Source organism: Spirochaetota bacterium (assembly GCA_038043445.1).
GTDB lineage: Bacteria > Spirochaetota > Brachyspiria > Brachyspirales > JACRPF01 > JBBTBY01.
Genome location: JBBTBY010000013.1, coordinates 96,506 through 118,785, shown reverse-complemented (window position 1 = coordinate 118,785; position 22,280 = coordinate 96,506). Strand labels below are relative to the sequence as shown.

Here is a 22,280-nt window from a genome sequence, read left to right as displayed (position 1 = left end):
GACGGCTGACACGCACCCGCTTACGCGAATTTCCCCGGCGACTCCCGATACTCGCTCGGCGATTGCCCCGTATACCGCTTGAATATCCGCGCAAAATACTGGCTCGATGCAAAGCCGCTCTTGAACGCTGCCGTCGTTATATCGTTCTCACCCGCGCGCAGTATCTCCGCTGCTGCGCGTATCCGTTCGCGAAGGAGATATTCCTTGGGCGCCATGCCGGTCTCCCGGGAGAATCGGTGGCGGAACCCCGACGGCGTGAGATGCGCCTTTGCGGCAAGTGCGATCAGATCGATACGCTCGTGCGCGTGCTTTCTGATGTACCCCATGCTTGTCCGTATCGGCGCAGAAGACAGCCGTCCCCCCGCGGAGGCCTCCGCCGCAATGAGCGCAAGGAGCATATCGCTCACCGCAGTGCGGAACCGTATCGCCGCGTACGGATCATCCGTCTCGATGCGCCGTATCCGGGAGAAATGGTCGCCGATGCGAACCCCCGCATGGAATCGCCGACGCATCTTCCGTATCCCCTCGGCGAAACACCGCGCGCTTTCGGGCTCAAAGCCGATGAGCGATCCGTCATCGGCGAAACCGAGCATGAGTATGCAGACGACGGTGCGCGCATGCGTACAATACCCGTTCCCGTGCCGCTCACCCGCTCGAGCAATATACGCATCGTTCGCCGAAAGGAATTCGATGCCGTTCTCTGTGTGAAATACCATACGCCCGCGGGCGATGTAGTGTATCTCGCAGGTGTCATGCACGTGTGCGGTATGCGGCGGCTGCGGACGTTTTATCTCTATGACCGTACAGTAAGGGAGTACGTGTGAATATTTGTGTTCTCCGACGCAACAGCTCGATTCCCTGTTGCCCCAGCGGTTGACGACTCTGAATGTGGTGAACGGTTCAAAAGCCATCGCTTCATCCTGCATGAACACCGGATCGATCAGAAATACAAGCGTATCCCCGCATAATTATCCGCGAACAGTCCCGTTGTTCCCGCCCAGACATGGTTCACCGATAATTCGCTTCGTATGAAGAGACCGATGAAGTCGAGACGGAACGCCGCCTCCGGCGCACCGGTAATGCCGATGCCGTCGCCGAAAAAATTCACCTGCACGGGAAGCGAAAGCGTGCACCAGCCGAATGAGACGGCTATGCCGCCGGTGAGATACGGATAGAATCCGCTTGATGCGGTGCTCCGCGTATCGTTGTACAGCCGCGCCGCGACCGTGCCGCCCGCCCCTGCCGTCACAAGAAGAAAGCGCGGTATGATATCAAAGCGGTATGATACTGATGCGCTTACATCGAACGAGCGTATGCTCACAAGATAGAAACTCCCGTACGAACGAAGGGCCGCCGACAGCGAGAGCGGTATGCCGAGCGCGGGCGTTTCGTAGCGCACGCCGCTTATCGGATAAAAATATCCCGTCCGGTAAAATCCCCACGACGCCTCGATGCGATGGCAGTTAAGCGGATCACGGCTTTCATTCGTCCCTGCAAAAGCGGCCGATGCGAAGATCGCAAGTGCGGCAAGTGCAGAGGCGATATGCATACGCTTCTTCATGGATACACTTCCGCGAGCGTCGAACCGATGCGTATATCATCGATGTATATCGTGTTCGTCGAACGCGCCTGTGTTGCGCTTGCACCCGGTGTCCCGCGATAGAGCCCCGTCTTGAAATAACAGCCGGCTTTATTGTGCAGCGTTGCGCGGTAATATCGATGGTTGCCGCCGTTCGCGGGGGTTATCGGCGTACCGTTGACCAGTACTTCGACATAACCGGACGCATCATCCCGGAAATATATCTCCATGACATTGGTATACCACACGCCTTTCGTTATCGGTGTCCGGGCGACGACAAGCTCGCTTCCCACGTTCATGTGTATCTCAAGGTATCCGGGCACATAGACCGCGGTCACCGGCGGATGCGGATACCAGTAATCGAATGTCTCTCCGTGCTGAAAATCGGGGAGCTGATAGAGCTGCGCTATTATCTGCCATTGAAACCCATCGGGGTCGCCCACGGGGATGTAGAAGCAGAAACGGAAGAACACCGTCGCCCCGTACGGCGCGCAGTCGTATATCGCGAGCTCCGAGCGATTGCCGTTGGCAACGACATCCTCGGGCGCAACCGTTATCTTCGCCGCATAGCTCCCGAGTGCCGGCGATGATACTATCTGTGCAGCGGACGGCCGCGGCGTTTCATTCGTATAGATGCCGGCGAATGTCCCCGTCTCGAAATCGAATGTCCTCGACGCGGTCCGGGCTGTCGGTTCGTATACCGGTGTTCTCATGCATGCGATAGCGAAGAGCAGCATCACGGCACCACAAGGCATGGATATCAAATGCGATCGTGTTCTCATTACCGACGATTGTAATGCATGCAGCAAGGTAATGCAATGAGGCCCGGCGCAACACCATAACGAAAACCGCATCGTCATATCGTCAGAGAACAGCGGGTTGCAATCGCTGTTCTCTATTCTCGGCAGATGCTCTCTACGCATGGGGCTGTCTAAAAAACGGTCGCCGAGCCGTTGCCCCGAGCTGTCAGTGAGCCAAGGGCGAACAGTCGAGGTGGGAGCCGAGGCGACTATGACATCGTTTCAGCTGGATTTCGCTCATTTCGACTCCGCTCAATGAGCAAAAATTCACTTTTCAGACAGCCCTTGTTGAAATAAACCCATCGCTCTGCTATAATCCGTACACACGTATCGGAAGCAAGGAGCAAGCAATGGCACGCAATGATCAGATAAACAGCTTGATAGGCGAAGGTTCGGCGTTCGAAGGGAAATTCTATATCGCCGGCTCGCTGCAGATAGACGGCAAATTCGAAGGCGAGATAAAGACCGAGGACCATCTCATTATCGGGCCCACGGGCAAGGTGAAAACGAATATCACCGCGAGGCGTGTTACGGTAGCGGGAACGCTCATCGGCAACATCGACGCGCAGGAAGATGTGTATCTCATTGAGACAGGCCGCGTGCTCGGCAATATCGTCACACCGAAGATACATGTCAATGAAGGCGTCGTCACCCGCGGCACGGTGACCATCACCGGCGGCCAGAAGAAGGATATCGCCAAGCTCATCGAAGAGTCGTTCACGGGCGGCCCCGCGCTTCCGGAAGGCAAGGCCCCCGAAAAGGAAAGCCGCCGCAAAAGCGATTAACGCCCATGCCTGTTTTCGGGCCCGTACGTTCGCGAAGGCTCGGCCTTTCGCTCGGATTGGATATCGTTCCGGCAAAATACTGCACATGCAACTGCGTTTACTGCGAAAGCGGGAAAACGACGAAACTATCCGCCGCCCCTGCGCCATACACAACCGTCGATGAGATACTTCCGGAATTGCGCTCGCGTCTTACGGACGTTACCCCCGAGTGGCTCACCTTCAGCGGCGCCGGCGAACCGACGCTTAATTCGAACATCGGCGACATCATACGTGCGATAAAAAGTGAATTCACCATCCCTGTCTGCGTGCTCACCAACGGCATGCTCCTTCATCGCCCCGAGGTACGCAAAGCGATCATGCACGCCGACCGCGTGGTGCCGACTTACAGCACGGCAAAGCCCGAAACGTTCGCGCGCCTCATGCACCCGCACGCGGATATCACGCACGACATGCACACCGAAGGACTTATCCGCTTCTCCCGCGAATACGAAGGCGAGCTTCAGATAGAGATAATGATAGTCAAGGATGTGAACGATACGATGGAGGAGATGGAGGCGGTCAAGTGCGTGCTCTCCGACATCCGCTATTCCGCGGTGTACTGCAACACCGTGTACCGCCCGCCCGCGTTCGATGTCCGACCCGTCGATGATGCGGCCCTCGCGCATCTCTCGAAGGTGTTCGACCGTGGGTGATCTTTCACAGCGCATCATCGAATCCCTGCGCATACGGCCGCAGACGAGGGAAGAACTCTGCGATGTGTTCGGTGCCGGTACCGAGCGCACCCTGAACGCGCTGCTTGCGGAAAAAAAGATATTCGAATATACGTTCTCAGGGAACATATTCTACAAGACGACGGACAATGCCGATTAAACCGAAATCCGAGGCCGAAATAGCCATCATGCGCATGGGCGGAAAGCTCCTTGCCGAGCTTTTCATAAAGATAGAAGCGCTGGTAAGGCCCGGCGCCGTGTCCAAGGATATCGATTCCTTCGCCTACGATTTCATCACCCGTGCGGGTGCCAAGCCGTCGTTCAAGGGATACAAGGTGGGCGGCGCAAAATATCCGGCGAGCATATGCGCCTCCAGGAACGATGAGGTCATTCACGGCATCCCCAACCGCACGCCGTTCAACGAGGGCGACATCGTCGGCATCGACATCGGTCTCAATCTCCGCGGTTATCATGTCGACGCGGCGCGCACCTACGCCGTGGGAACGATATCGGCGGAGGCAGCGCGTCTCGTAAAGACGACCGAGGAAGCGTTCTTCACCGGTGTGGCCGTGCTCAAAGCGAACGTGCACCTGGGCGATCTTTCCGCTGCGATACAGTCCGCCGCAGAACGCGCCGGGTATTCCGTCGTCCGCCAGTTCGCCGGTCACGGCATCGGGAGCAAACTCCACGAAGAACCGCAGGTGAGCAATCATGGAAAAGCGGGCGAAGGGCCCACCCTCCCCGCAGGGACGACGATAGCGATAGAGCCCATGATCAACGCCGGTGTATCCGAAGTGCTCATGATGGACGATGACTGGACCATCGTCACGCGCGACGGCATGCTTTCATCTCATTATGAACACACGGTGCTCATCACCGAGACCGGATATGAGATACTCACCGCGCTGTCATAGTCACCCGCGAACAGAACGCATCCTGCATGAGGGGTATCATCCCGCCCGCACATCGTTCCTTCTTCTGGTGCTCATCATCACTCTCGCCGCCGGTGTGCGCTTGTCCGCAGCACCGCTCGTGTACCCATTGCTCGAAAAACGGATCATACGCCCGTGGGAATTACCGCTCTATCCGGACGATAACGGCATACCGAGGTTCGTGGTCACCTTCCCGCCGTTCGTCATGCTGCCGCGCACGCTTTCCCTGGGGAACGGCGAAAAAGCGCTCTGGGAATTCCACGCCGAGCCCTACGGCGGCGGGCCGCTCATCAGCGGGCGCATCAGCATCCCCGAGCGCATCGACGGCGACACCATCTTTTCCGATCACACGATAGCGCGCTATCTCCCGCGGCTGCCGATATCGAAGATACTGTTCACGCATACGTTCACGCTGCCGCCCGCAACGACCAACGGCATGAAGCTCATCACGCCAATGCTGTGGGCCGAAAGCGAGACCTACATCAATGAGCGGCGCGTATCCTGCATTACCGGCTGGCAGGTGCGCGACCGGGGCTTCACCCGCGAAACGATATTCCCGCAAAGCACGCTGCGCGGCGGCAGCAACACCATCAAGTCCCTGCTCTATCTCAGCAATCATACCGCGGACATCGCATCATATTTCGAAGCGGGCGAGGTCGTCGTCTCGTACACGATAAGCAATATCAGCCCCTATGCGGACATGGTCGATGTGCTCTATCGCCGGAGCGATCTCTACGGCTTCGAGCTTTTCCGAAGTTCGCTGCATCCGTTCCCGGTGGTCGAAACGGTGTGGAAATCGGTGTATATCGGCGGCCTCTCCAATGACCGTATCTCATTATCGCACGGCGGTTTGTTCATTGCAACGAATTACCATACATTCCCGCTTGCCGGCGAAGCGTTTTCCCTACGGACGAATCGCCCGCCCACGCGCAATTGGATAATGCTCTTCGGCGGCAATGAGAACGGAAGGGATTATCCCCTTCTTGTCGTGTACAACATGCCCCTCCTCGCGATAACATCGCTTGAGAACGGCATCATACGCCTCGATTTCCCCTATGAGATGATGTACACCTATATCGCCGTCGTACCGCTCTCCGACAGCAAGGACGGCATACCCCGCGCGCGGAGCATATCGCTTCATTCGTACATCGATAAAGAGCTTACGGCAAAATGCGATGAGATAGCGCGCATCGCCTTCAGCATGCCCGTGCGCATTCGTGGGAACGTCACTATCCCATCGGCGGCGAACTTCTCCTATGACGAGCATGAATCGCTTTTCACGAGCGTTCGCCAAGCGCCGCTCCCGCCGGAATATCCATTCCCGTCCGCTGTGCCGTTCGGTGAACGGAGAACGCTCAAGTTTGCGGGAACAGCGTGGCGCTATGTGCGATAGATAAAAAAAGGGGCGCGTTTCCGCGCCCCGTACGCACTGAATTTGCGGCAAGCTATGCAAGAACGAACGCAATGCCCTTTACTTTATCTTGAACTGTAATCCTACGCAGGCACGGACGTCGAAAAACACTACCCCCGAAGAGAACATGGGCATTGTGGCTATCAATCCAAGGTCCAGGCCGAGATTGGTACTGAGCGGCACGACATATCCGAATTCAAGTGCACCGTACGGCGCTCCTGCACTTGCACTCATTCCCATGAAGGATATCATTTGAAGCTGATATCCAGCTCCTATGCCAAGGTATATCTCCTTGGAAAGATAGAAGTTCAAGAACCCGCCGAAAAAATAATTATTGATCGTAAGCATCTGCAGACCGGCAACATAATCGACCATGAGGCGAAGACCGATAAAATCAGCGAACGGAATATCGCCGACAACACCCACCCCAAGTTCGGCGCCTGCGCCGCCGACCGGGGCAGTTTGAATTACCGCACCCCCGGTGACACGCACGCCGATGCCGCCGTCGAACGCCTGGGCGGATACACCGGATACAGCGGCTATTACCATAACGGCGATAAGAAATCGATCGAATACTTTCATACATTCTCCTTTACAATGAAAATTACCAATTACTGAACTAGTGAACAACACTTCGGCGGTCATTCCTGCCTTATAAAATAACGTCTCTGGCTTTTCGTGCTGTTACCCCCTTTCGTGTGTACAACGAACGTACGCACACCATAATAGAACAAGGAAAATAGAATGTCAAGATGCATTCCTGCTGAAAAACGGGCGTATCGGGAATTGACGCAGTCAGAAGCGATGAGCAACAGCCGCAGCAGCGAACGTCTCGTTCACACCGCAGGCATATCGTGACCCGCCATTGATCTCGAACGCGAGCTGCACACCGAGGCTTTTATTGAGAGCGTCATTATAGACGGCGGAATACACGATCGGCCATACCGCCCCCACCACGATGCCTGCGATCCATACCGCAGCGCCGACGGATGTCAGCGGTTGGTTCCCGCCCCCGAGCCCGACGGAAAGGCAGGCGACCCCGGTACCTGAAATGCCGATGAGAACGAGTCCTCCGATCACATCGCCCTGAACGAACGAGCCTACGCCGAACCCGGGCAAGGGGTAGACATTGAGAAGCAATTCCCCGAAAAAACCCTTGCGGAATTGATTGACTAACTGCAGCTTCTCCGAGTCCGTGATATACGGGGCCTCTTTTTTTATTGCGTCAACATTCTTCAGCAGATCTGTCTTTACCATGGTGTGCACTTTCAAAAAAGGCGATTCCCCCGCCTTGATGAGCCGCTTACCGCCGATGATCTGTTCGATGAGCCGCTTGACCGCTTTCGAGAGGTCGTCAAGTCCCTCCATGGAATCATTGACCGATTTCTCGACCCGTGATGTTTCGATGTCGACGATCGTCACGACAAAATAATACCGCGAGCCGAGCTTGCTCATCGTGCCGTAAAGCATTTTCTGCATATTGAGGAGCTTGCCGAGCTTCACCGCGCATTCGGTCGATGTGCATCCTGTCTGCTGGAACTGCTGCTCCTTCAGTATCTCATCCATCTTCCCGCGCTCAAGCACCGTGTACACCCCGGTGGTAACGAGTTCGCTCCGGAATACTTCCGATACGGTCCTCGCATCTATTGCGGATATGCCGCTCCCGCCTTGGAATTCGATTATCCCCACCGTTATCGGACGTTCCTGTGCGATAAGCGCCATGGCGAACATACTTGCTAAAATCGACGCAACCATTCTTTTCATGTTCGCATCTCCACCTGTGTATTTTCAGCAGAACCGCGATGTGCATACCGAATGGAAAATATATACCGATGTGCGATTTATAGCAATTCGCTCCAGCAGCAGGCATGTCATTGATATATGCCGATTTACAGTATAGCATGGTGCCGAAATAATATTTTTCGGACGATCGATGTTCAAAAAATCCATCCCTGCCGTGAAGAACGACATGCGAATGCTGACGTCATCGGCATTCGTGTACGCCGCGTTCATATTCCTGACCATCGTCATGCTTTCCTGGCACGACGGCATAAAAACGTATCTCCTCTCACGCGCTGCGTTCGGATCGGGCCACTTGGCGATCTGCGCATCCGTGCACGTACATGAAGGCATCGACCTCGCGGATTGTGTTCCCCTGACGACGATACGCGACGCTTTACAGCCGGTCAAGGAATGCCGCGCGGTGCTCCCCCGTCTGCGCTTCGATGCGACACTGACCGCCGGCGAAAAGGGGGTACGCGCGGTGGGCTTCGGCATCGATTCCGCACTTGAGAAAAGCTACTCGCCGCTCGCACGCTTCCTCGCACAGGGCAGCTATCCCGTACAGCCGAACGATATCGTGATAACACGTACGCTTGCACGTGCGCTCGCTATCGAGGCAGGGGATCATCTGAACATCATTACTATGACAAAGAACGGGGAATACGCCGGGCGCCGTATGCACGTTTCGGGGGTGGCGGTCGTGCCCCTGACGGGATATGATCACGCGTTCTTCGCCGATATCAGCGGATGCTATTCGCTCCTCAGGACGGATGCGCCGCAATTCGCCGTCATCGACTGCGAAAAAAGGGACCGCGAAACGATACAGGCCGTCATCCGCTTCCACCCATTGCTCGCCAATCTCCACAGCCACCGCCCCGAGGATACCGGAACGCTCCGAACGTTCAAGCTCATCTCTGTCATCTGCATCAGCATTTGTTCGGCATTTGTCCTTATCGCTTTCCTTTTCCAGTATGCGGCCATCGTCCTTCGTTCATCGGCCGGGGCAGTAAAACAGAAAAAGCCCGGTGATTTTGGCTCTCTGTTCGTGTCATCCATCGACCCCCGGATCATCAATGCGGTGAAATACGGCGCGCTATCTTCGACCTTTCCGCTTGCGGGGTGCGCCATCGGGGCTGCTGCCGCGTTCATCCTCATGTTCGCCGTCTTCGGCAGCGGCATATCGTGCGGGCTCATCGGGCGCATCTTCGATGTCCCGCAGGCGGATGTCATAACCCCGGTACTGTCCCCCTCCATGCTCATGACCGTTCTTTTCCCGCTCGCGGCGTTCACCGCCGGGACAGCTGCGGCCCTTGCGAAAAGCCATCCCGGAAGACGGACACCGGGAAAACACCAGCGGCGCGGCACTTGACATTTTTCGTCCCCCGGCATATTATCGCCCCCGCACTATCCAAGGTGTAATCTCCCTGTGCGTTTCCGGATGACGGTCCCGCGCCGGTGTAATAATTGTGTGTAAGCACAAAGAGTACGCCGCTTGGTAGTACTCTTTTTCTATTTTTTGTAAGGAGTTTCGGATATGCCGTTACCCAGCATGAAAGACCTTCTCGAGGCAGGCGTCCATTTCGGACACCAGACGCGCAAGTGGAACCCGAAGATGAAACCGTTCATCTTTCAGGAACGCAACAACATCTACATCATCGATCTCATGAAGACCATCAACTATGTGAAGGTGGCCTATGAGAAAGTGAAGGAGATAGCCCGCGCCGGCGGCGAATTCCTTTTCGTCGGAACGAAGAAACAGGCGTCCAAGAGCATTGAGGATGCGGCGAAGCGCTGCAACTCGTTCTTCGTATGCCAGCGATGGCTGGGCGGCATGCTCACGAACTATTCAACGATAAAGAACAGCATCGCACGCCTGAAACGCATCGAGCGCATGGAGGTCGACGGCACGTTCGAAAGCCTCCCCAAGCGTGAAACGGTGTATCTCCTCAAGGAAAAGGCGAAGCTTGAGAAGAATCTCTCCGGCATAAAGGACATGGAACGTCTGCCGGACATGGTGTTCATCATCGACCCGGTCGAGGAGTCCATCGCGGTCGAGGAAGCCCGCCGCATGCATATACCCATCGTCGCCGTCGTCGATACGAACTGCAACCCCGACGTCATCGATCTTCCGATACCGGGCAATGACGACGCGATACGCGCGATAAACCTCTTCACCAATGTCATCGCGGATGCGATCATCGAAGGACAGAACGAAGCGGGCAAGGAATCGCTTGCGCCGGCAGAAAGCGCCGAAGCGGCGCCGGCTGCGGGTGCAACACCGGCGGAGACCGCTGCGGCTCCCGTTGCGGCCCCTGCGGAGGAAGTAAGTGAAGAAGAAAAATCGGCTATTGCGGCTTACGTCGTGAAGGAAGAACCGAAGGAAGAAAAGCAAGTACTGTAACAGAGCGCTGCGCTCTGGCGAGGGAGAATGAAATGGAAATAACGAATGAGATGGTAAAGGAACTCCGTGAACGGACGAATATCGGTATCATGGACTGCAAACGTGCGCTTACGGAAGCGGATGGCGACCTTGAAAAGGCCATCAAGATATTGAAGGAAAAAGGCCTTATCACCGCGGCGAAAAAAGCGGGCCGCGAAGTGAAAGAAGGCATACTCGGCAATTATCTTCACCACGACAAGAAGCTCGGTGTGTTCGTAGAGCTCTTCTGCGAGACCGACTTTGTGGCGAAGAACGAAATCTTCATCAAGCTCGCCAATGATATCGCCATGCATGTCGCCGCGCAGGCGCCGCTCGCGATCCGCAAGGAAGACCTTGACCAGAACGCGGTCAAGGAACAGAAAGAGATATTCGTGAAGCTCACCCGCGAATCGGGCAAACCCGAGAACATGATCGAGAAGATCGCCGAGGGCCGTCTCACAAAATGGTATTCGGAAGTGTGTCTCCTCGAACAGCCGTTCTTCGTTGACGGAAAGACCACCATCCAGGAAATGATCAACGAGGCGGTGCAGAAGACCGGCGAGAACATATCGCTCGGGAAATTCCATCGTGTACAGGTCGGCGGATAAACGTCAGCCTCACGGGAATCGCTCTATAGAACAGAAAACAAGGGCTCATGAGCCCTTGTTTTTTTATAGCCGCATCATGTCGCATATTTGACAATCGGTCATGCCGATGCTATAGTATACGTACGTTCTTTGACATGGGGATGATCTGGTCTCGACTGTATGTGATTGTCGTGATCTGCGTGCCGTGGCGGTCGTCCACGTTAATAAAGGCCAAACCTATAAGTGCAGACGATTTTGCACTTGCTGCTTAATTTTTAAGTAGCCGTCGCTTCCCGCTTCTCACGCGGGGCGGGAATGTCGGCGCCACCACACGCGTGAACGCACAGGGGCTGCAATCCTAAGCCTCTGCCGCGGAACAATAGGAAGTAGTCCGTATGTTTTTTGCCAGCCTTTCAGCGTGCGGGCGAAACACCAAGGCAGGATACGCATGTAGAGGGTTATGTCGTCGCTTACAGGACGCGGGTTCGATTCCCGCCATCTCCAAAGATATCATAAGTGATCATTGCAGAATAAAACTGCCGAAGCGCGAGTAGTTACGTAGAATCCCCCCTCGCATGATCTCACCGAACAATTCAATACCTCGCCGTACCCCGTCTCTGTCTTTATCATTTATCAACACATCGATGCCGATCGTCTTTCCGGGCATGACGCTGTCCAAACCTATTTCCTTCCAGGGGATGGATATTCGATACGATGTAACATGCTTTACCTCGTCCCGGGTAATATCGGCTTGTATCGTACCGGCAAGTGCACCGGCAGGAAGTTCATTCGGGTTGTGGGTATCGTGCCGCCACGCGATGATATCTCCCGCATCCGTCAACGCAAAATCCAAACCGGTTATTTTTTTTGTAAAAATACCGCCCAGTGCATTATAGACCTCGTCCGACTCCGGATGGGTATCGAATGCAAGCTGCAGCCCATCTGCCTTCCAGATAAAATGGTCGCGGTTGGGCTGGCTGTGGAGGTCATCGTCGGTCTCTACAGAAAGATATAGAAAATGCTCGTCCCATTCGAGCTCAGCATGTGCATTCTGCTTCTGCCCGGAGGACCCCGTTCCCTGCCACGTTATGGTATTCGGAAGGCTGACAGACGACGATCCCTGACCGCGACGATGCGCCGCGAGGAAGTTTATCTTTTTGCTTACATTGACTGACGGGGAGTTCCCCGACCTTGCAGTAATGGAGAACGTGACCGCCTTACTGGGATCGAAATCGGAGAGCGGTACGAACACCGAATTCATCGACCCGGCAGGAACGGTTGCGATCCGTTTGATCGTTCCGGTTATCGCGCTGTCAATAGTAAGCGCAACGGGGATATCGACTCCCCCGCGGTTCGCGACCTTGATCTCGATGTTTTTTTGACGATTGGAAATGGCCGGACCCACCTCGGCGATCTCTACCGGGCTTCGCACCGCCAGCCAGCGTACAGGATGTGTCCCATCCCCTGCGGACAAGAGGTAGAGCCCGGGTTCGGAAACCGTATTTTCCTTCGTCCCCGGGAATCCCGAGACGGTGACATGAGCGGCCGGTACACCGCGACCGTATATGCTCGGCGGAACATGCAGATAGATCGGTGATTGTGTCAGTCCAACTGCGATCGTTCCGTTAACAGCTTTGACAGCGGTCTTTCCGCCCATCATGTCGACAAGCGCAATGGATGCTGCCGTGCCGACCGGAAGCGTTATGCGCTGAGGTGCATCCACTGACCATACTGCCAGGGTAATGTCCGTCCCGGTCTGAAAAAAGTATCCGTAGATGTCGGAGCCGAACCAGGGCAGATCACCGATCGGCGCCGAACCTTCCAGCTGATCGATGCATACCGCCAAGGCCGGTGCCGCTGCCTTGGGCATGACCGCCTGCGGTCTGAAGGAACGCGCGGGGTCCAAGGTGTACGTAAGCCCCCAGCTCTCCTTGTCGTTCATATAATCGAATCCGTAGAAGGGAAAATATACTCTGAGGCCCTCGCCTTTCAGCATGATCGCCGTTCGGACATGCCACTGCGCATGATCTTTACTGCGATCGGTCGGACCATAGAGCGAACGATAGCCGAGCTCGGAACAATACATATCCATGTCTTTTCCATCATTGTACGTACGGATAAGCTCGCGCAATTTTCTGATCTCTTCCGGGAACCTGCTTTTTTCCGGGGGCGGAGCGTTGTATCCGTGGAAGTTGAAACCATCGAGATACTTTCCTATACCCAAACGAAACAGCTCCGCGGTCCAGCTGTATGCCCCGAGACCGGATGCGCATGGCCCAAGCAGTTTCGCTCCCGGTTCGGCCTGCCGCAGGAATGGATGCATTCGCCGGTAAATATCGATCACATCGGACGGCATATACATCGGCTTATGCTCCGCCATTTCCGGGCTGTTCAGATTTATCTCCCAGGCGACATCATACAGATGCGTTTTCTGATGCGGATGACGATGCTTCTCGACGGTAATCTCATCGCGGAAATATGCTTCAAAGTCCTGCCATGGATAATCGGAGGCGGTGTTTGTTACCGCCCACGCGGGGTTGAATTGTTCAAGATTCACGCTGAAGTTTATCATGTTGAAATTCCAAAGCGGCTCCGGCGGTTGATTGAGCGCATTGGTCACCCAGGGTGATACGCCAGCGCGGTCGGGGCGTACCGGCTCTCTGCCACGCCACCGATTCCCTGAAACCTGCCACGTTACGCCGAGCGAGTCGCCGAGGTCCGCGTAACCGCCGTGCAGGCCGAAAAATGCCGCTTCACCGAGCTTCGCTGACCGCTCATGGTTCTCCGCAATCGTGCGGGGCATGACCGCAAAGGTCGCTTTTCCCTGCGGCTGACTGCCGGATGCTGCAATGCAGGAATCAGGCATCATCTTTCGGCCTTGCGTATCCATCGGCCATGCCTCTACCTCATAGTAGCCAGCGGGCAGCGAAGGGAATGCAAGCGTGAACTTCCGGTCGGATACAGCCGCATCTGCCTGTATCTGGCAATTGCTTATTACGCGGTCGAAATAATCGGTTACCCTGACCGACAAAGCTGCCGGCTCTGCCTTCGTGTTGCTTACCGTTACGAACGACAGCAGCACCGGGCTTCCTTTATCAAAGATCGCGGTTCTCGGTCTGTTGCAGGAAAATAATACCTGCACCGGCTGTTCATTGCGTTTGTTGAGCACGGTATCCGTGGTCAAGCGTATATCGTCAAAATAAAGAACGGTATCACTTTTCGGTTTAATGCCCCAGCCGCCGCTTGAAAAATGGAACCACGTGATATTATTCCATCCCCGGGGATTCCCCTTTCGGATGAATTCGCTGAAGGGAATGATCACTTCGTACCATCCCTGCCATTCGACTTTTATGACCTTGAAATAGCAATTGCCATAATCATCACCCTTGCCTTTCTCGTTCGATGCCCCGATCGCGACGGCGATCTGTGCACCGTTATTCACTCCCGAATACATCCAGAATGCGAGAGCATTATAGGACGACCAGTCCGGCACCATCAGCTTCGGCGCCGGGAACGAATTCGCGTTCGCGCTTTTCCAATGGGCGGCCGCTTTCCCGCTCTTCACAAAAGCGGCATCGGCAGTTACGGTGAATGCGCTCCAATTCTGTATGGACTCTTCTTCATCAAGCAGCATCAACGGCTCCGCTGCCCGCGACGGAACGGTGAGCATGAAAAGCATACTTGCGATAATGATCACCACAGCATTGCGCCGGATATCCATGTCGACATCTCCTTGCGGGTTCTTTCCCTGCACGGTATGAACAATAGTATAACCGAAAACGAAAAATATTGCGTTTAATAATTAATCGCCGTAAAATATCGCACATGCCGGCATCCTCAACGAACTATCAGCGCGGCATCAGTGTCTATCTCGGCCGCCGCAGACGACCGGCACTGGTGCTCGCCGATTGGACATTCCCCAAAGCGGTCGCCCCGCGCGAAACGCATGCACATGCGCATCACATCGAGATACACTACACGGTCCGTGGAACACAGCGATATGAGATCCCCGGCAGAATGTACGATCTCAAGGCAGGGGATATATTCATCGCCATGCCGGGTGAGCGGCACGGCACCGGAAAGCACATGCTCGAAAAACGCCGCGATTATTTTATCCGTATCGACATATCAGGACGCGGCCGCCTGCTCGGCCTGCACCCGTCGCTCGGAAGACCGATCTTCCGCGCAATGCGCGGCTTGCGCAGCGGAAAATATTCGATAGGCACCGCAGCCGCGGCGCCGCTCAAGGAATTCTTTTCCCGGCACATCGATGACAAGGACATAAGGGAAGCGCTCGCTGTCGGCGCATGCATACAGTTTCTTTCTGAAATGCTTGCCGCGATCAAAAAGCAGCGCATGGATCCGCCTGCGGATCTTTCACCAATCCTTTCCCACATAGAAACATCGCACGAACGCATCCTGCCGATAACAGATCTTGCCGGTCGCGCGGGTCTGTCCATATCCCGCTTCCGCGAAGTGTTCCGCACGGTCGTCGGCATGCCGGTGCATGATTATATAATGCGCCGGAGGGTGGAGCGATCGAAGCGTCTTCTTGCTGAAAAGGGAAGATCAATAACGGATATTTCGTATCAACTTGGCTTCTCATCAAGCCAGTATTTCAGCACGGTGTTCAAACGTTATACAGGACGTTCTCCCGGCGACTATCGGAGAAAGAAGATGACGCATGCCCGAACACACGAGTAACGCGATTTATAGCTGATCGACCACAAGATTATCGCGGTGGATCACTTCTTCATACGGGGCCTCGCCGAGCACCTCACGAATATCGCCTGAGCGCTTACCTTTAATCTTCTGTATCTCGGCACTGCTGTAATTCACAATGCCGCGCGCGATGACTCGTTTTGATGCATCCGCGACATTCACCGCGTCACCAAGCGAGAACTTTCCGCTCACGGATACTATGCCCCCGGGAAGAAGACTTTTATCATTCTCCACGAGCGCTTTTGCAGCACCCGCATCGACAGTGATGGTCCCTTTTGTTTTTAAATTCACATTGCCGAGTATCCACCGCTTGCGCTGCGAGGCCGCCCCCCCGGGGAGAAATACCGTGCCGACATGCTCACCCGAGGCGATACGGCCGAGCACGTTCGTATCGGCGCCGTTCGCGATGACGCCGGTAATACCCGAATGCATGGTCAATTCCATAGCGCGCATCTTGCTCGCCATGCCGCCCGTGGAGAACTTCGATGTCTTCCCGGAAACCTCTTTCTTTATCGCAGCATCGATACGCTCAACGACGCCGATAAGTTCGCGTTTTTGTGCATCGTCATAATTGCGGTAGAGCCCGTCGGTGTCGGTGAGTATCACATAGATGTCCGCTTCGGCAAGGCAGGCGACGACGGCTCCGAGATAATCATTGTCGCCGAATTTCAGCTCCTCGGTGGCGATGGTGTCGTTCTCGTTTATCACGGGAATGATGCCGTTGTTAAGGAGCTCATGTATCGTATTACGCGCGTTGAGATAGCTCACACGGTCGCGGAGCACGTATTCGGAAAGGAGTATCTGGCCGATGCGCACACCGAGCGCTGCGAACGCCTCGAAATATCTGTGCATGAGCGTTATCTGCCCGACGCTCGCGGCAGCCTGCTTCTTGGGTATGGTGTCGGGCTTCTTTCCGTCGAATATCACCGCACTCCCGGCCGCCACTGCTCCTGAGGTTACGAGGATGATGCGTTTTCCCCTGCGCATAGCGGATACCATGGATGCTGCGAATGCGCGTATGCGGTCCTCGGAAAGCCCGCGTTCGTCAGTAAGCTGCGCTGTGCCGAGCTTTATGACGATGGTCGCTGCACGAGAGAGGATATCGGTTATTGTATCGGCCATGCGGTCATTCTATCACGGTATGCGCTGTGAGGCAATCGTGCCCCGTATCATTTCCGAGCGAAATACGCGGCATAGCTCACTGCATCTTCCTGCCCCAGGTCGGAGAGCGTGAATGCATATACTTTTTCCTTCGGGCAATACGAATAGAGCTGGTATTCAGCGCGGCTTTTGGTGACACCCTGTTCCACCTGCGCTATAAGAAGATCGAGGTATCCGTCCTTCGTTATATCGACGAATATGCTTTCCATGGTCGTCGTGTACACTCCGCGCTTCGTACGTATCTCGTCATAGAACTGCACTACGGTAATGAGCGATATGCCGTCCGTATCGATGCGGAAGAGATGACAGTCCGCATGACGCCGGTCGGGCTTTTCGGTAAGCACATAATATTTCAGCACGCGGAATTCGTTCGTCGCATCACGATGCCCCGAAAGCTCCATCGCAGAGGATACGGCGGTCGTGCCGCTCGGCGTATAGCTGAATACCGTGCTGCCGTTCGTCGCATGGATGGAGAATCCCTCGCGGCCGTCGTTCTTAAGCGCTACGATCTCGTTCCCCGCTTCGGGGAGCACATCGGCGATGAACACCGCGCGCACACGAGCACTCTTCGCGATCGAATCGCGCAGCGCCGCAGCGCGGGCATATTCGGAGGCGTTCACCCGCTGGCTGTTGTAATAGGCGACCGCCCCGCTCTTATAGGAAAAGAGCACATTGATGTTCGTCTCTCCGCACAAGGCGAGCGCGGCGAGCGAAAGTATTATCACGTATCGCATGGATACACCTCGACAATAGATTCTCTCCTATTTATCGGTATTCCACGCGGGAATGTTATGATAAAATCAGAACTTGTATTCCGTCTTCGTGAGCTCTTTCAGCTTCCACTTTTTCCGCGTTTCATTGAGATTCTTCAGCGTAAGCGGGGTGCAGCCGGCATCTTTTGCGATCGTCTGCCCGATGCTTGAAAGTATAAGATCAAGCGCCTCTTTCAGAAGCTTGTTTGACGACGTGCCGGAGGTCGAATTATTTATCATGATCTCATCGCCCCATGCAAAGATCGACCTCGAGCCGTCTTTGAAAATTTCGATATGGACAGCCGGGCTGACGCTCGATTCAAGTTTATCAACATCGCGCTGCGGGAGCATGGGCCCGATAGCAAGCATTTCATTGTCGATCTTGTCCTTGAATTCGCTTTCATCGATCACTTCTGCTTTCGCCTCGATCTTCTTGACCTTCTTCATGTATGCCGCGGCCCATTTCTCAGCAATACCGCTGTAATCCTTCGTGCAGCGGAACGTGAAAAGATCATCATACGTCTCCTCTTCTGCGAACGATACCCCGGCAACGGTGACCGCGAGAAGTGCAGCGAAAGCGAGCAGTGTCTTGTGCATACGATACCTCCGAATTTTATGCCGTTTTGAGCGGGGCAGCAAACCCGTGTGAGAGGACAGTATAATAAACTATTCAATTAATGTCAATTGTCTTAGTAGGAATTTGCACTTTGCGCCTATCGGGACGGATTACTTGAAAAAATCGTCCTTTATAACGGCGGCCGTATGCCGGCTCATATGCACCGACGACGAATACGGCTTTTCACCCTCGCCGGAAAAATCGATGCTGTCGATGATATTCCATTGGCCATTGTTGGTGTAGGTCAGCGCCGAACGCATGATGAGCTTCTTCTCGAACCAGTATTCCCCGCGCATGATGAGCGAATTCGTCTTATCGATGAACAGATAGGCAAATCCCGCATCTTCCTTAAGATCGCGCACTTTCACGCGCCACATATCGGCGGCGTCATCAACGGACGCTATCGCGAATCGTGCAAGGAAGCCTTTATAATCGCGCTGTTCCACGATAGCGAACGGTCCGAGGAACATGAGATGCGGCACGAACCGCGAGAACATCGTCTCATAGAACGAGGACACGCCCGTGAGGACGAGCTTTGGCTTGAACCCCTGCTTCACATACAGGGTGAGTTTCGCCTTGCCCTTTCCCGTCGTCTGGCTTTTGGGTATCGTACCGACCTGCTTATCGATGATGTCGCCGGCAATGTCCGCGGTGAAACTTGCCGGCATGCTTTTCTTGTATGACGCACTGACGGCTGCATAGAGATCGGCCGCGGTAGGAATTTGTGCGTATACGGACGCAGTGACAAGCAGCAGCAGGAGAAGTCTCATCGGGCGGTATGATATCGCCGCTTACTGTTTTCTGCAACTATGAAAGGAGTTTTTATCCGCCACCATCGTTCCACACACACAGCGGCTCTGCCGCCTGGTATCAGTGAGCGCAAAACAAGTGCGCGAACATGCGCCAAGGATGTCGCAGCGAATTCCTCTACGTAGTGTGCATCATCCGATATCGGATGATAGAATACCATCACGCTTTCGTCCGAACTTTTATCGTGCGCGGTATCTGCCCGGTCAGCCGCTTGAACACGGTGGAAAAATACTGGCTTGAGGAAAAGCCCATCGTGAACGCAGCATCGGTGACCGATGATCCGTCATAAAGAAGCGTCTTCGCCTGCGCTATCTTCTGCCGCACGATGTATTCGTTCGGCGCAAGGCCCACGGTCTCACGGAACACATGACGAAAGCGCGGCACCGACAGATGCGCGAGTGCTGCAAGCGTGCCGATGCCGATATCCTCCCGCGCGTGCGCATCGATGTAGCGCAATACCGAACGCATGACGGCGGATCGCCGCGGACGATTCGCCCGCTCGGCAGTGATGATGCGAAGCACTACCTCCCTGAGATGCTGCTGCATCGAAAGGCGCGCCAACGCATCGCGCGAGTGCGCATCATCGACAATGGCGTGGAACAACGTTTCGATCCCCGGCACTATCACATGCCGGTTCGTAATGCCGGTGAAACGGCGATGGAGCAGCCGCGAATCGTCCCCGCTGAGCCCGAGAAAACCATCGGGTCGCGTGATATCGATCCAGAGCATATATGATGTGACCGTTTCATTCGGGTGGCCGGCGCTGCTGTGCCTGTCCTCGGGGAACGTTATGAGCATCTCTCCTGCGTGAAGCGGTGCCGGATAGCCGTTCACCTCGAAGAACTGCTCGCCGCGGCTTACATAATAGAGCTCAGCAAAGCCGGCATGCGTATGCGGCGGTGTCGGCGGACGTATCTGCCGTGCCCGCGTCGCATAGAAATTGAGAAGACCCGCACCTGCCATGCCGCTGAGGTCAAGCTGGAATTTGCCGGACAATCGTCGTCGAACCATGTATAGTATTTTATCGCGGCAAGGGAATGAAAGCAAACATCCCGCAGATGATATATACTTATGATATATCATTGAGGAGCATAGCATGAAGCGATCGACATCCTTTCCGGTATTCATCATCCTTACGGCAATGATCGCGAGTATGCTCGCTGCCGAGGTCCGTACCGGCACCGAAGACCTCCCGATCGATAATTTCGATGCGTATGTCGGTGCACTTCCGCCGCATCCCTGGACGCGGCTCGGTAAGATCGAAAGCGGTGTCGATGTTTCACTGCGCACGAACGGGGAATCGCCGTTCATCAACAACCTGGTCACCGGCAAGGGGATGGTCGTCAGCGATGCATCGGCATCCGCTGGTCCCGGCGCCGGGATCGGCACCGCATTCACGCCGCCCCCGGCGGGCGACCTCTATCTCGGGTTCGACTTCAGGTACCGGACGAACGCAACGGATAAGGGTCTTGATCAATGCTGTGAATTCAAGGATGCCGCAGGGAAAGGATTATCGATCTTTTTCGGCGATGGCGACTCGCTTTCCCTATCATCCGGCGGTGAACGGACACGGCTATTCGCGCTCACTCCCGGCACGTGGTATCACTTCGCTGTTCTGATAACGACGAACGACGGGACCATAATCACGCTCACCGACTTTCCCGCCAAACGTGTGCAGAGTAATACATCGTTCGCCGCTTCGTTCCTCGCCTATTCTCAGCTCAACTTTCTGAGCGCGGGGAGCCGTGAACGCACCGGCGAATGGACCGTGGACAATGTGATGATAGCCGGACGCGTCGACGCACCGCGTACCGCGTGGTGGCCGTTCAAACAGGCGCCGATCGAAACGCTCACACGCACGAAACGGAAAGTCTTCACGTACTATTATCCTATTTTCACCGCCGGCATGAGCGATGAAGACCCGGCATTGCACTGGTATTCGCGTACCGTCCTGAATCCCTCTGCCAATAATAAAAAAGACCGCATCGATGCAGGCACCGAGCTTCTGCTGCGCCCGCTCCCCCGCACACCGCTGCGCGGTTTCGGCACGAACAAGACCGAAATGCTCATCGTCGCGATGATGGAGGAAGTGCGGCTCGCCCGTGCGCAGGGCAATGACGGATTCCTCCTCGACTTCAATTCCGCGCCGACTGCGGCAGGCGGCGGGACCACGTTCAGTATGCGCTCGTTCTGCATGCTTGATGCGGCATCGCGCGTTGATCCCTCATTCAAGATCGTCCCTGCCGTCTATTCGCCGGCAAAGAAAAGCGGCATTAACGGTGAATCCGATGAAGGCGTCGATCCTATCGCCTACGCACGTTCACCGTATGTCAAGCGCATCATCGAACATCCTGCGACGATGAAGCTGTCCGACGGGCGCACGGTGTTCAGCATGTGGCTCACCGAACGGCACAGCACCAACTGGTGGCACAGAGCGATGACCGAGCTTTCCAATCTGGGCATGCCCATCGCGCTCGTTGCGCAGTTCAACAGCTACATTCAGATCACGAACTTTTCACCGCTCTGCTACGGCATGGCACATTGGGGTCCGCGCTCACCGGGGGCATTCGACTGGGTATCGCGCGTCCGCGATCTTACCACCGTGGCGGTCTTTCCCATCGCAGCGCAGGATGTGCGCACACGGGGCTGCTGGCTCTTCGAAGCGTGCAACAGCGAGGCGCTCAGGTCCTACTGGAATTCCGCGATCAACGACAATGCCGACTGGGCTTTCATCAACACCTGGTCGGATTACAGTGAACAGCCGATGGAACCTTCCACCGCTATCGGCTTCGGACCGTATGATATGAACGCATACTACATACAGTGGTTCAAGACCGGCGAGCAGCCGAAGATAACCCGTGATGTGCTTCATTACGTGTACCGCCGTCATCACACCGACATCGATCCCGGAAAAGGAGTGAAATGGACATTCCGCGGACGGGAAGCGGAGAACAGCATCGAAGTAGTCGGCTTTCTCACCGCACCGGGCAGGTTGCGCATAACGATAAACGGTACGATGCAGGAAACCAATTCAGACGCAGGCGTCACATCATTCAAAGTGCCGATGCCGGTAAAGACTGCTTTCGTCCCGCAATTCACTTTGCTTCGCAGCGGTGTACCCGTTGTCGACGGCAAGGGACGCTATGCTGTCGTCGATGCGGTGGAATATCCGAACCTGGTGTACTGCTACGGCGTACTTGCAGATACGAAATAA

The 22,280-nt window shown here is 55.3% G+C and carries 21 protein-coding genes and 1 other RNA gene; 11 read left to right on the top strand and 11 right to left on the bottom strand.

Annotated features, from left to right (window positions below; genetic code table 11):
- Positions 1–20 precede the first annotated feature (20 nt).
- Genes AABZ39_02215 through AABZ39_02205 form a run of 3 tightly spaced genes read right to left on the bottom strand, consistent with a single transcriptional unit; the run spans position 21 to position 2,316 of the window.
- Positions 21–911 (bottom strand): helix-turn-helix domain-containing protein, encoded by an 891-nt coding sequence (locus AABZ39_02215; protein MEK6793564.1) that lies wholly within the window; start codon positions 909–911, stop codon positions 21–23.
- Positions 912–940: 29 nt separating this feature from the next.
- Positions 941–1,561 (bottom strand): hypothetical protein, encoded by a 621-nt coding sequence (locus AABZ39_02210; protein ID MEK6793563.1) that lies wholly within the window; start codon positions 1,559–1,561, stop codon positions 941–943.
- Positions 1,558–2,316: a polysaccharide lyase gene (locus tag AABZ39_02205; GenBank protein MEK6793562.1), complete on the bottom strand. Its 759-nt coding sequence runs from the start codon at positions 2,314–2,316 to the stop codon at positions 1,558–1,560. Before AABZ39_02205 ends, AABZ39_02210 begins: the two co-directional genes overlap by 4 nt.
- Positions 2,317–2,729: 413 nt before the next feature.
- Here AABZ39_02205 and AABZ39_02200 point away from each other — a divergent pair, with 413 nt between their 5' ends.
- Genes AABZ39_02200 through AABZ39_02180 form a run of 5 tightly spaced genes read left to right on the top strand, consistent with a single transcriptional unit; the run spans position 2,730 to position 6,199 of the window.
- Entirely contained in the window at positions 2,730–3,164 is a 435-nt protein-coding gene (locus AABZ39_02200) for a polymer-forming cytoskeletal protein (GenBank protein MEK6793561.1), read from the top strand.
- A gap of 5 nt (positions 3,165–3,169) precedes the next feature.
- Positions 3,170–3,856 (top strand): radical SAM protein, encoded by a 687-nt coding sequence (locus AABZ39_02195; GenBank protein ID MEK6793560.1) that lies wholly within the window; start codon positions 3,170–3,172, stop codon positions 3,854–3,856.
- Positions 3,849–4,034 carry a hypothetical protein gene (locus tag AABZ39_02190; protein ID MEK6793559.1) on the top strand — a complete coding sequence of 62 codons (186 nt, stop codon included), beginning with the start codon at positions 3,849–3,851 and terminating at the stop codon, positions 4,032–4,034. Before AABZ39_02195 ends, AABZ39_02190 begins: the two co-directional genes overlap by 8 nt.
- On the top strand, positions 4,024–4,788 hold the full coding sequence (map, locus tag AABZ39_02185) for a type I methionyl aminopeptidase (protein MEK6793558.1): 765 nt from the start codon (positions 4,024–4,026) through the stop codon (positions 4,786–4,788). The genes AABZ39_02190 and map overlap by 11 nt, the downstream gene beginning before the upstream one ends.
- The gene (locus tag AABZ39_02180; GenBank protein ID MEK6793557.1) at positions 4,763–6,199 is read left to right on the top strand and encodes a hypothetical protein; all 1,437 of its coding nucleotides are present in this window, start codon (positions 4,763–4,765) and stop codon (positions 6,197–6,199) included. The genes map and AABZ39_02180 overlap by 26 nt, the downstream gene beginning before the upstream one ends.
- A 78-nt stretch (positions 6,200–6,277) precedes the next feature.
- On the opposite strand, the gene AABZ39_02175 is transcribed toward AABZ39_02180, so the two are convergent.
- The gene (locus AABZ39_02175; protein MEK6793556.1) at positions 6,278–6,799 is read right to left on the bottom strand and encodes a hypothetical protein; all 522 of its coding nucleotides are present in this window, start codon (positions 6,797–6,799) and stop codon (positions 6,278–6,280) included.
- 213 nt (positions 6,800–7,012) lie between these two features.
- A complete protein-coding gene (locus tag AABZ39_02170; GenBank protein MEK6793555.1) occupies positions 7,013–7,981 on the bottom strand; it encodes a P13 family porin in 969 nt (322 codons plus the stop codon).
- A gap of 169 nt (positions 7,982–8,150) precedes the next feature.
- On the opposite strand from AABZ39_02170, the gene AABZ39_02165 reads away from it, so the two are divergent.
- The 4 genes from AABZ39_02165 (at position 8,151) to ssrA (ending at position 11,510) form a co-directional block, all read left to right on the top strand.
- A complete protein-coding gene (locus AABZ39_02165) occupies positions 8,151–9,368 on the top strand; it encodes a hypothetical protein (protein MEK6793554.1) in 1,218 nt (405 codons plus the stop codon).
- Positions 9,369–9,533: 165 nt separating this feature from the next.
- On the top strand, positions 9,534–10,400 hold the full coding sequence (gene rpsB, locus AABZ39_02160; protein MEK6793553.1) for a 30S ribosomal protein S2: 867 nt from the start codon (positions 9,534–9,536) through the stop codon (positions 10,398–10,400).
- Positions 10,401–10,432: 32 nt separating this feature from the next.
- Entirely contained in the window at positions 10,433–11,026 is a 594-nt protein-coding gene (gene tsf, locus AABZ39_02155; GenBank protein MEK6793552.1) for a translation elongation factor Ts, read from the top strand.
- 136 nt (positions 11,027–11,162) lie between these two features.
- Positions 11,163–11,510, top strand: a transfer-messenger RNA (tmRNA) gene (ssrA, locus tag AABZ39_02150).
- Positions 11,511–11,525: 15 nt separating this feature from the next.
- On the opposite strand, the gene AABZ39_02145 is transcribed toward ssrA, so the two are convergent.
- Entirely contained in the window at positions 11,526–14,726 is a 3,201-nt protein-coding gene (locus tag AABZ39_02145; GenBank protein MEK6793551.1) for a sugar-binding protein, read from the bottom strand.
- A 104-nt stretch (positions 14,727–14,830) separates the two neighbouring features.
- On the opposite strand from AABZ39_02145, the gene AABZ39_02140 reads away from it, so the two are divergent.
- Positions 14,831–15,709 carry an AraC family transcriptional regulator gene (locus tag AABZ39_02140; protein ID MEK6793550.1) on the top strand — a complete coding sequence of 293 codons (879 nt, stop codon included), beginning with the start codon at positions 14,831–14,833 and terminating at the stop codon, positions 15,707–15,709.
- Between the two features lie 6 nt (positions 15,710–15,715).
- Here the strand turns inward: AABZ39_02140 and proB are convergent, their stop codons facing one another.
- The 5 genes from proB to AABZ39_02115 all read right to left on the bottom strand — a co-directional run bounded on the left by proB (position 15,716) and on the right by AABZ39_02115 (position 20,077).
- A complete protein-coding gene (gene proB, locus AABZ39_02135) occupies positions 15,716–16,849 on the bottom strand; it encodes a glutamate 5-kinase (GenBank protein ID MEK6793549.1) in 1,134 nt (377 codons plus the stop codon).
- 47 nt (positions 16,850–16,896) lie between these two features.
- Positions 16,897–17,622, bottom strand: a complete 726-nt coding sequence (locus AABZ39_02130) for a hypothetical protein (protein ID MEK6793548.1) — start codon at positions 17,620–17,622, stop codon at positions 16,897–16,899.
- Between the two features lie 66 nt (positions 17,623–17,688).
- The gene (locus AABZ39_02125; GenBank protein ID MEK6793547.1) at positions 17,689–18,237 is read right to left on the bottom strand and encodes a hypothetical protein; all 549 of its coding nucleotides are present in this window, start codon (positions 18,235–18,237) and stop codon (positions 17,689–17,691) included.
- 129 nt (positions 18,238–18,366) lie between these two features.
- Positions 18,367–19,026: a hypothetical protein gene (locus AABZ39_02120; protein MEK6793546.1), complete on the bottom strand. Its 660-nt coding sequence runs from the start codon at positions 19,024–19,026 to the stop codon at positions 18,367–18,369.
- Positions 19,027–19,225: 199 nt separating this feature from the next.
- Positions 19,226–20,077 (bottom strand): AraC family transcriptional regulator, encoded by an 852-nt coding sequence (locus AABZ39_02115; protein MEK6793545.1) that lies wholly within the window; start codon positions 20,075–20,077, stop codon positions 19,226–19,228.
- 85 nt (positions 20,078–20,162) lie between these two features.
- On the opposite strand from AABZ39_02115, the gene AABZ39_02110 reads away from it, so the two are divergent.
- On the top strand, positions 20,163–22,280 hold the full coding sequence (locus AABZ39_02110) for an endo-1,3-alpha-glucanase family glycosylhydrolase (protein MEK6793544.1): 2,118 nt from the start codon (positions 20,163–20,165) through the stop codon (positions 22,278–22,280).

Bases quoted from the DNA above. Each gene is read 5' to 3' on its own strand.
- AABZ39_02215 (MEK6793564.1), bottom strand. From the start codon at position 911: ATGGCTTTTGAACCGTTCACCACATTCAGAGTCGTCAACCGCTGGGGC.
- AABZ39_02210 (MEK6793563.1), bottom strand. From the start codon at position 1,561: ATGAAGAAGCGTATGCATATCGCCTCTGCACTTGCCGCACTTGCGATC.
- AABZ39_02205 (MEK6793562.1), bottom strand. From the start codon at position 2,316: ATGCTGCTCTTCGCTATCGCATGCATGAGAACACCGGTATACGAACCG.
- AABZ39_02200 (MEK6793561.1), top strand. From the start codon at position 2,730: ATGGCACGCAATGATCAGATAAACAGCTTGATAGGCGAAGGTTCGGCG.
- AABZ39_02195 (MEK6793560.1), top strand. From the start codon at position 3,170: ATGCCTGTTTTCGGGCCCGTACGTTCGCGAAGGCTCGGCCTTTCGCTC.
- map (MEK6793558.1), top strand. From the start codon at position 4,024: ATGCCGATTAAACCGAAATCCGAGGCCGAAATAGCCATCATGCGCATG.
- AABZ39_02180 (MEK6793557.1), top strand. From the start codon at position 4,763: ATGAGATACTCACCGCGCTGTCATAGTCACCCGCGAACAGAACGCATC.
- AABZ39_02175 (MEK6793556.1), bottom strand. From the start codon at position 6,799: ATGAAAGTATTCGATCGATTTCTTATCGCCGTTATGGTAATAGCCGCT.
- AABZ39_02170 (MEK6793555.1), bottom strand. From the start codon at position 7,981: ATGAAAAGAATGGTTGCGTCGATTTTAGCAAGTATGTTCGCCATGGCG.
- AABZ39_02165 (MEK6793554.1), top strand. From the start codon at position 8,151: ATGTTCAAAAAATCCATCCCTGCCGTGAAGAACGACATGCGAATGCTG.
- rpsB (MEK6793553.1), top strand. From the start codon at position 9,534: ATGCCGTTACCCAGCATGAAAGACCTTCTCGAGGCAGGCGTCCATTTC.
- tsf (MEK6793552.1), top strand. From the start codon at position 10,433: ATGGAAATAACGAATGAGATGGTAAAGGAACTCCGTGAACGGACGAAT.
- AABZ39_02145 (MEK6793551.1), bottom strand. From the start codon at position 14,726: ATGGATATCCGGCGCAATGCTGTGGTGATCATTATCGCAAGTATGCTT.
- AABZ39_02140 (MEK6793550.1), top strand. From the start codon at position 14,831: ATGCCGGCATCCTCAACGAACTATCAGCGCGGCATCAGTGTCTATCTC.
- proB (MEK6793549.1), bottom strand. From the start codon at position 16,849: ATGGCCGATACAATAACCGATATCCTCTCTCGTGCAGCGACCATCGTC.
- AABZ39_02130 (MEK6793548.1), bottom strand. From the start codon at position 17,622: ATGCGATACGTGATAATACTTTCGCTCGCCGCGCTCGCCTTGTGCGGA.
- AABZ39_02125 (MEK6793547.1), bottom strand. From the start codon at position 18,237: ATGCACAAGACACTGCTCGCTTTCGCTGCACTTCTCGCGGTCACCGTT.
- AABZ39_02120 (MEK6793546.1), bottom strand. From the start codon at position 19,026: ATGAGACTTCTCCTGCTGCTGCTTGTCACTGCGTCCGTATACGCACAA.
- AABZ39_02115 (MEK6793545.1), bottom strand. From the start codon at position 20,077: ATGGTTCGACGACGATTGTCCGGCAAATTCCAGCTTGACCTCAGCGGC.
- AABZ39_02110 (MEK6793544.1), top strand. From the start codon at position 20,163: ATGAAGCGATCGACATCCTTTCCGGTATTCATCATCCTTACGGCAATG.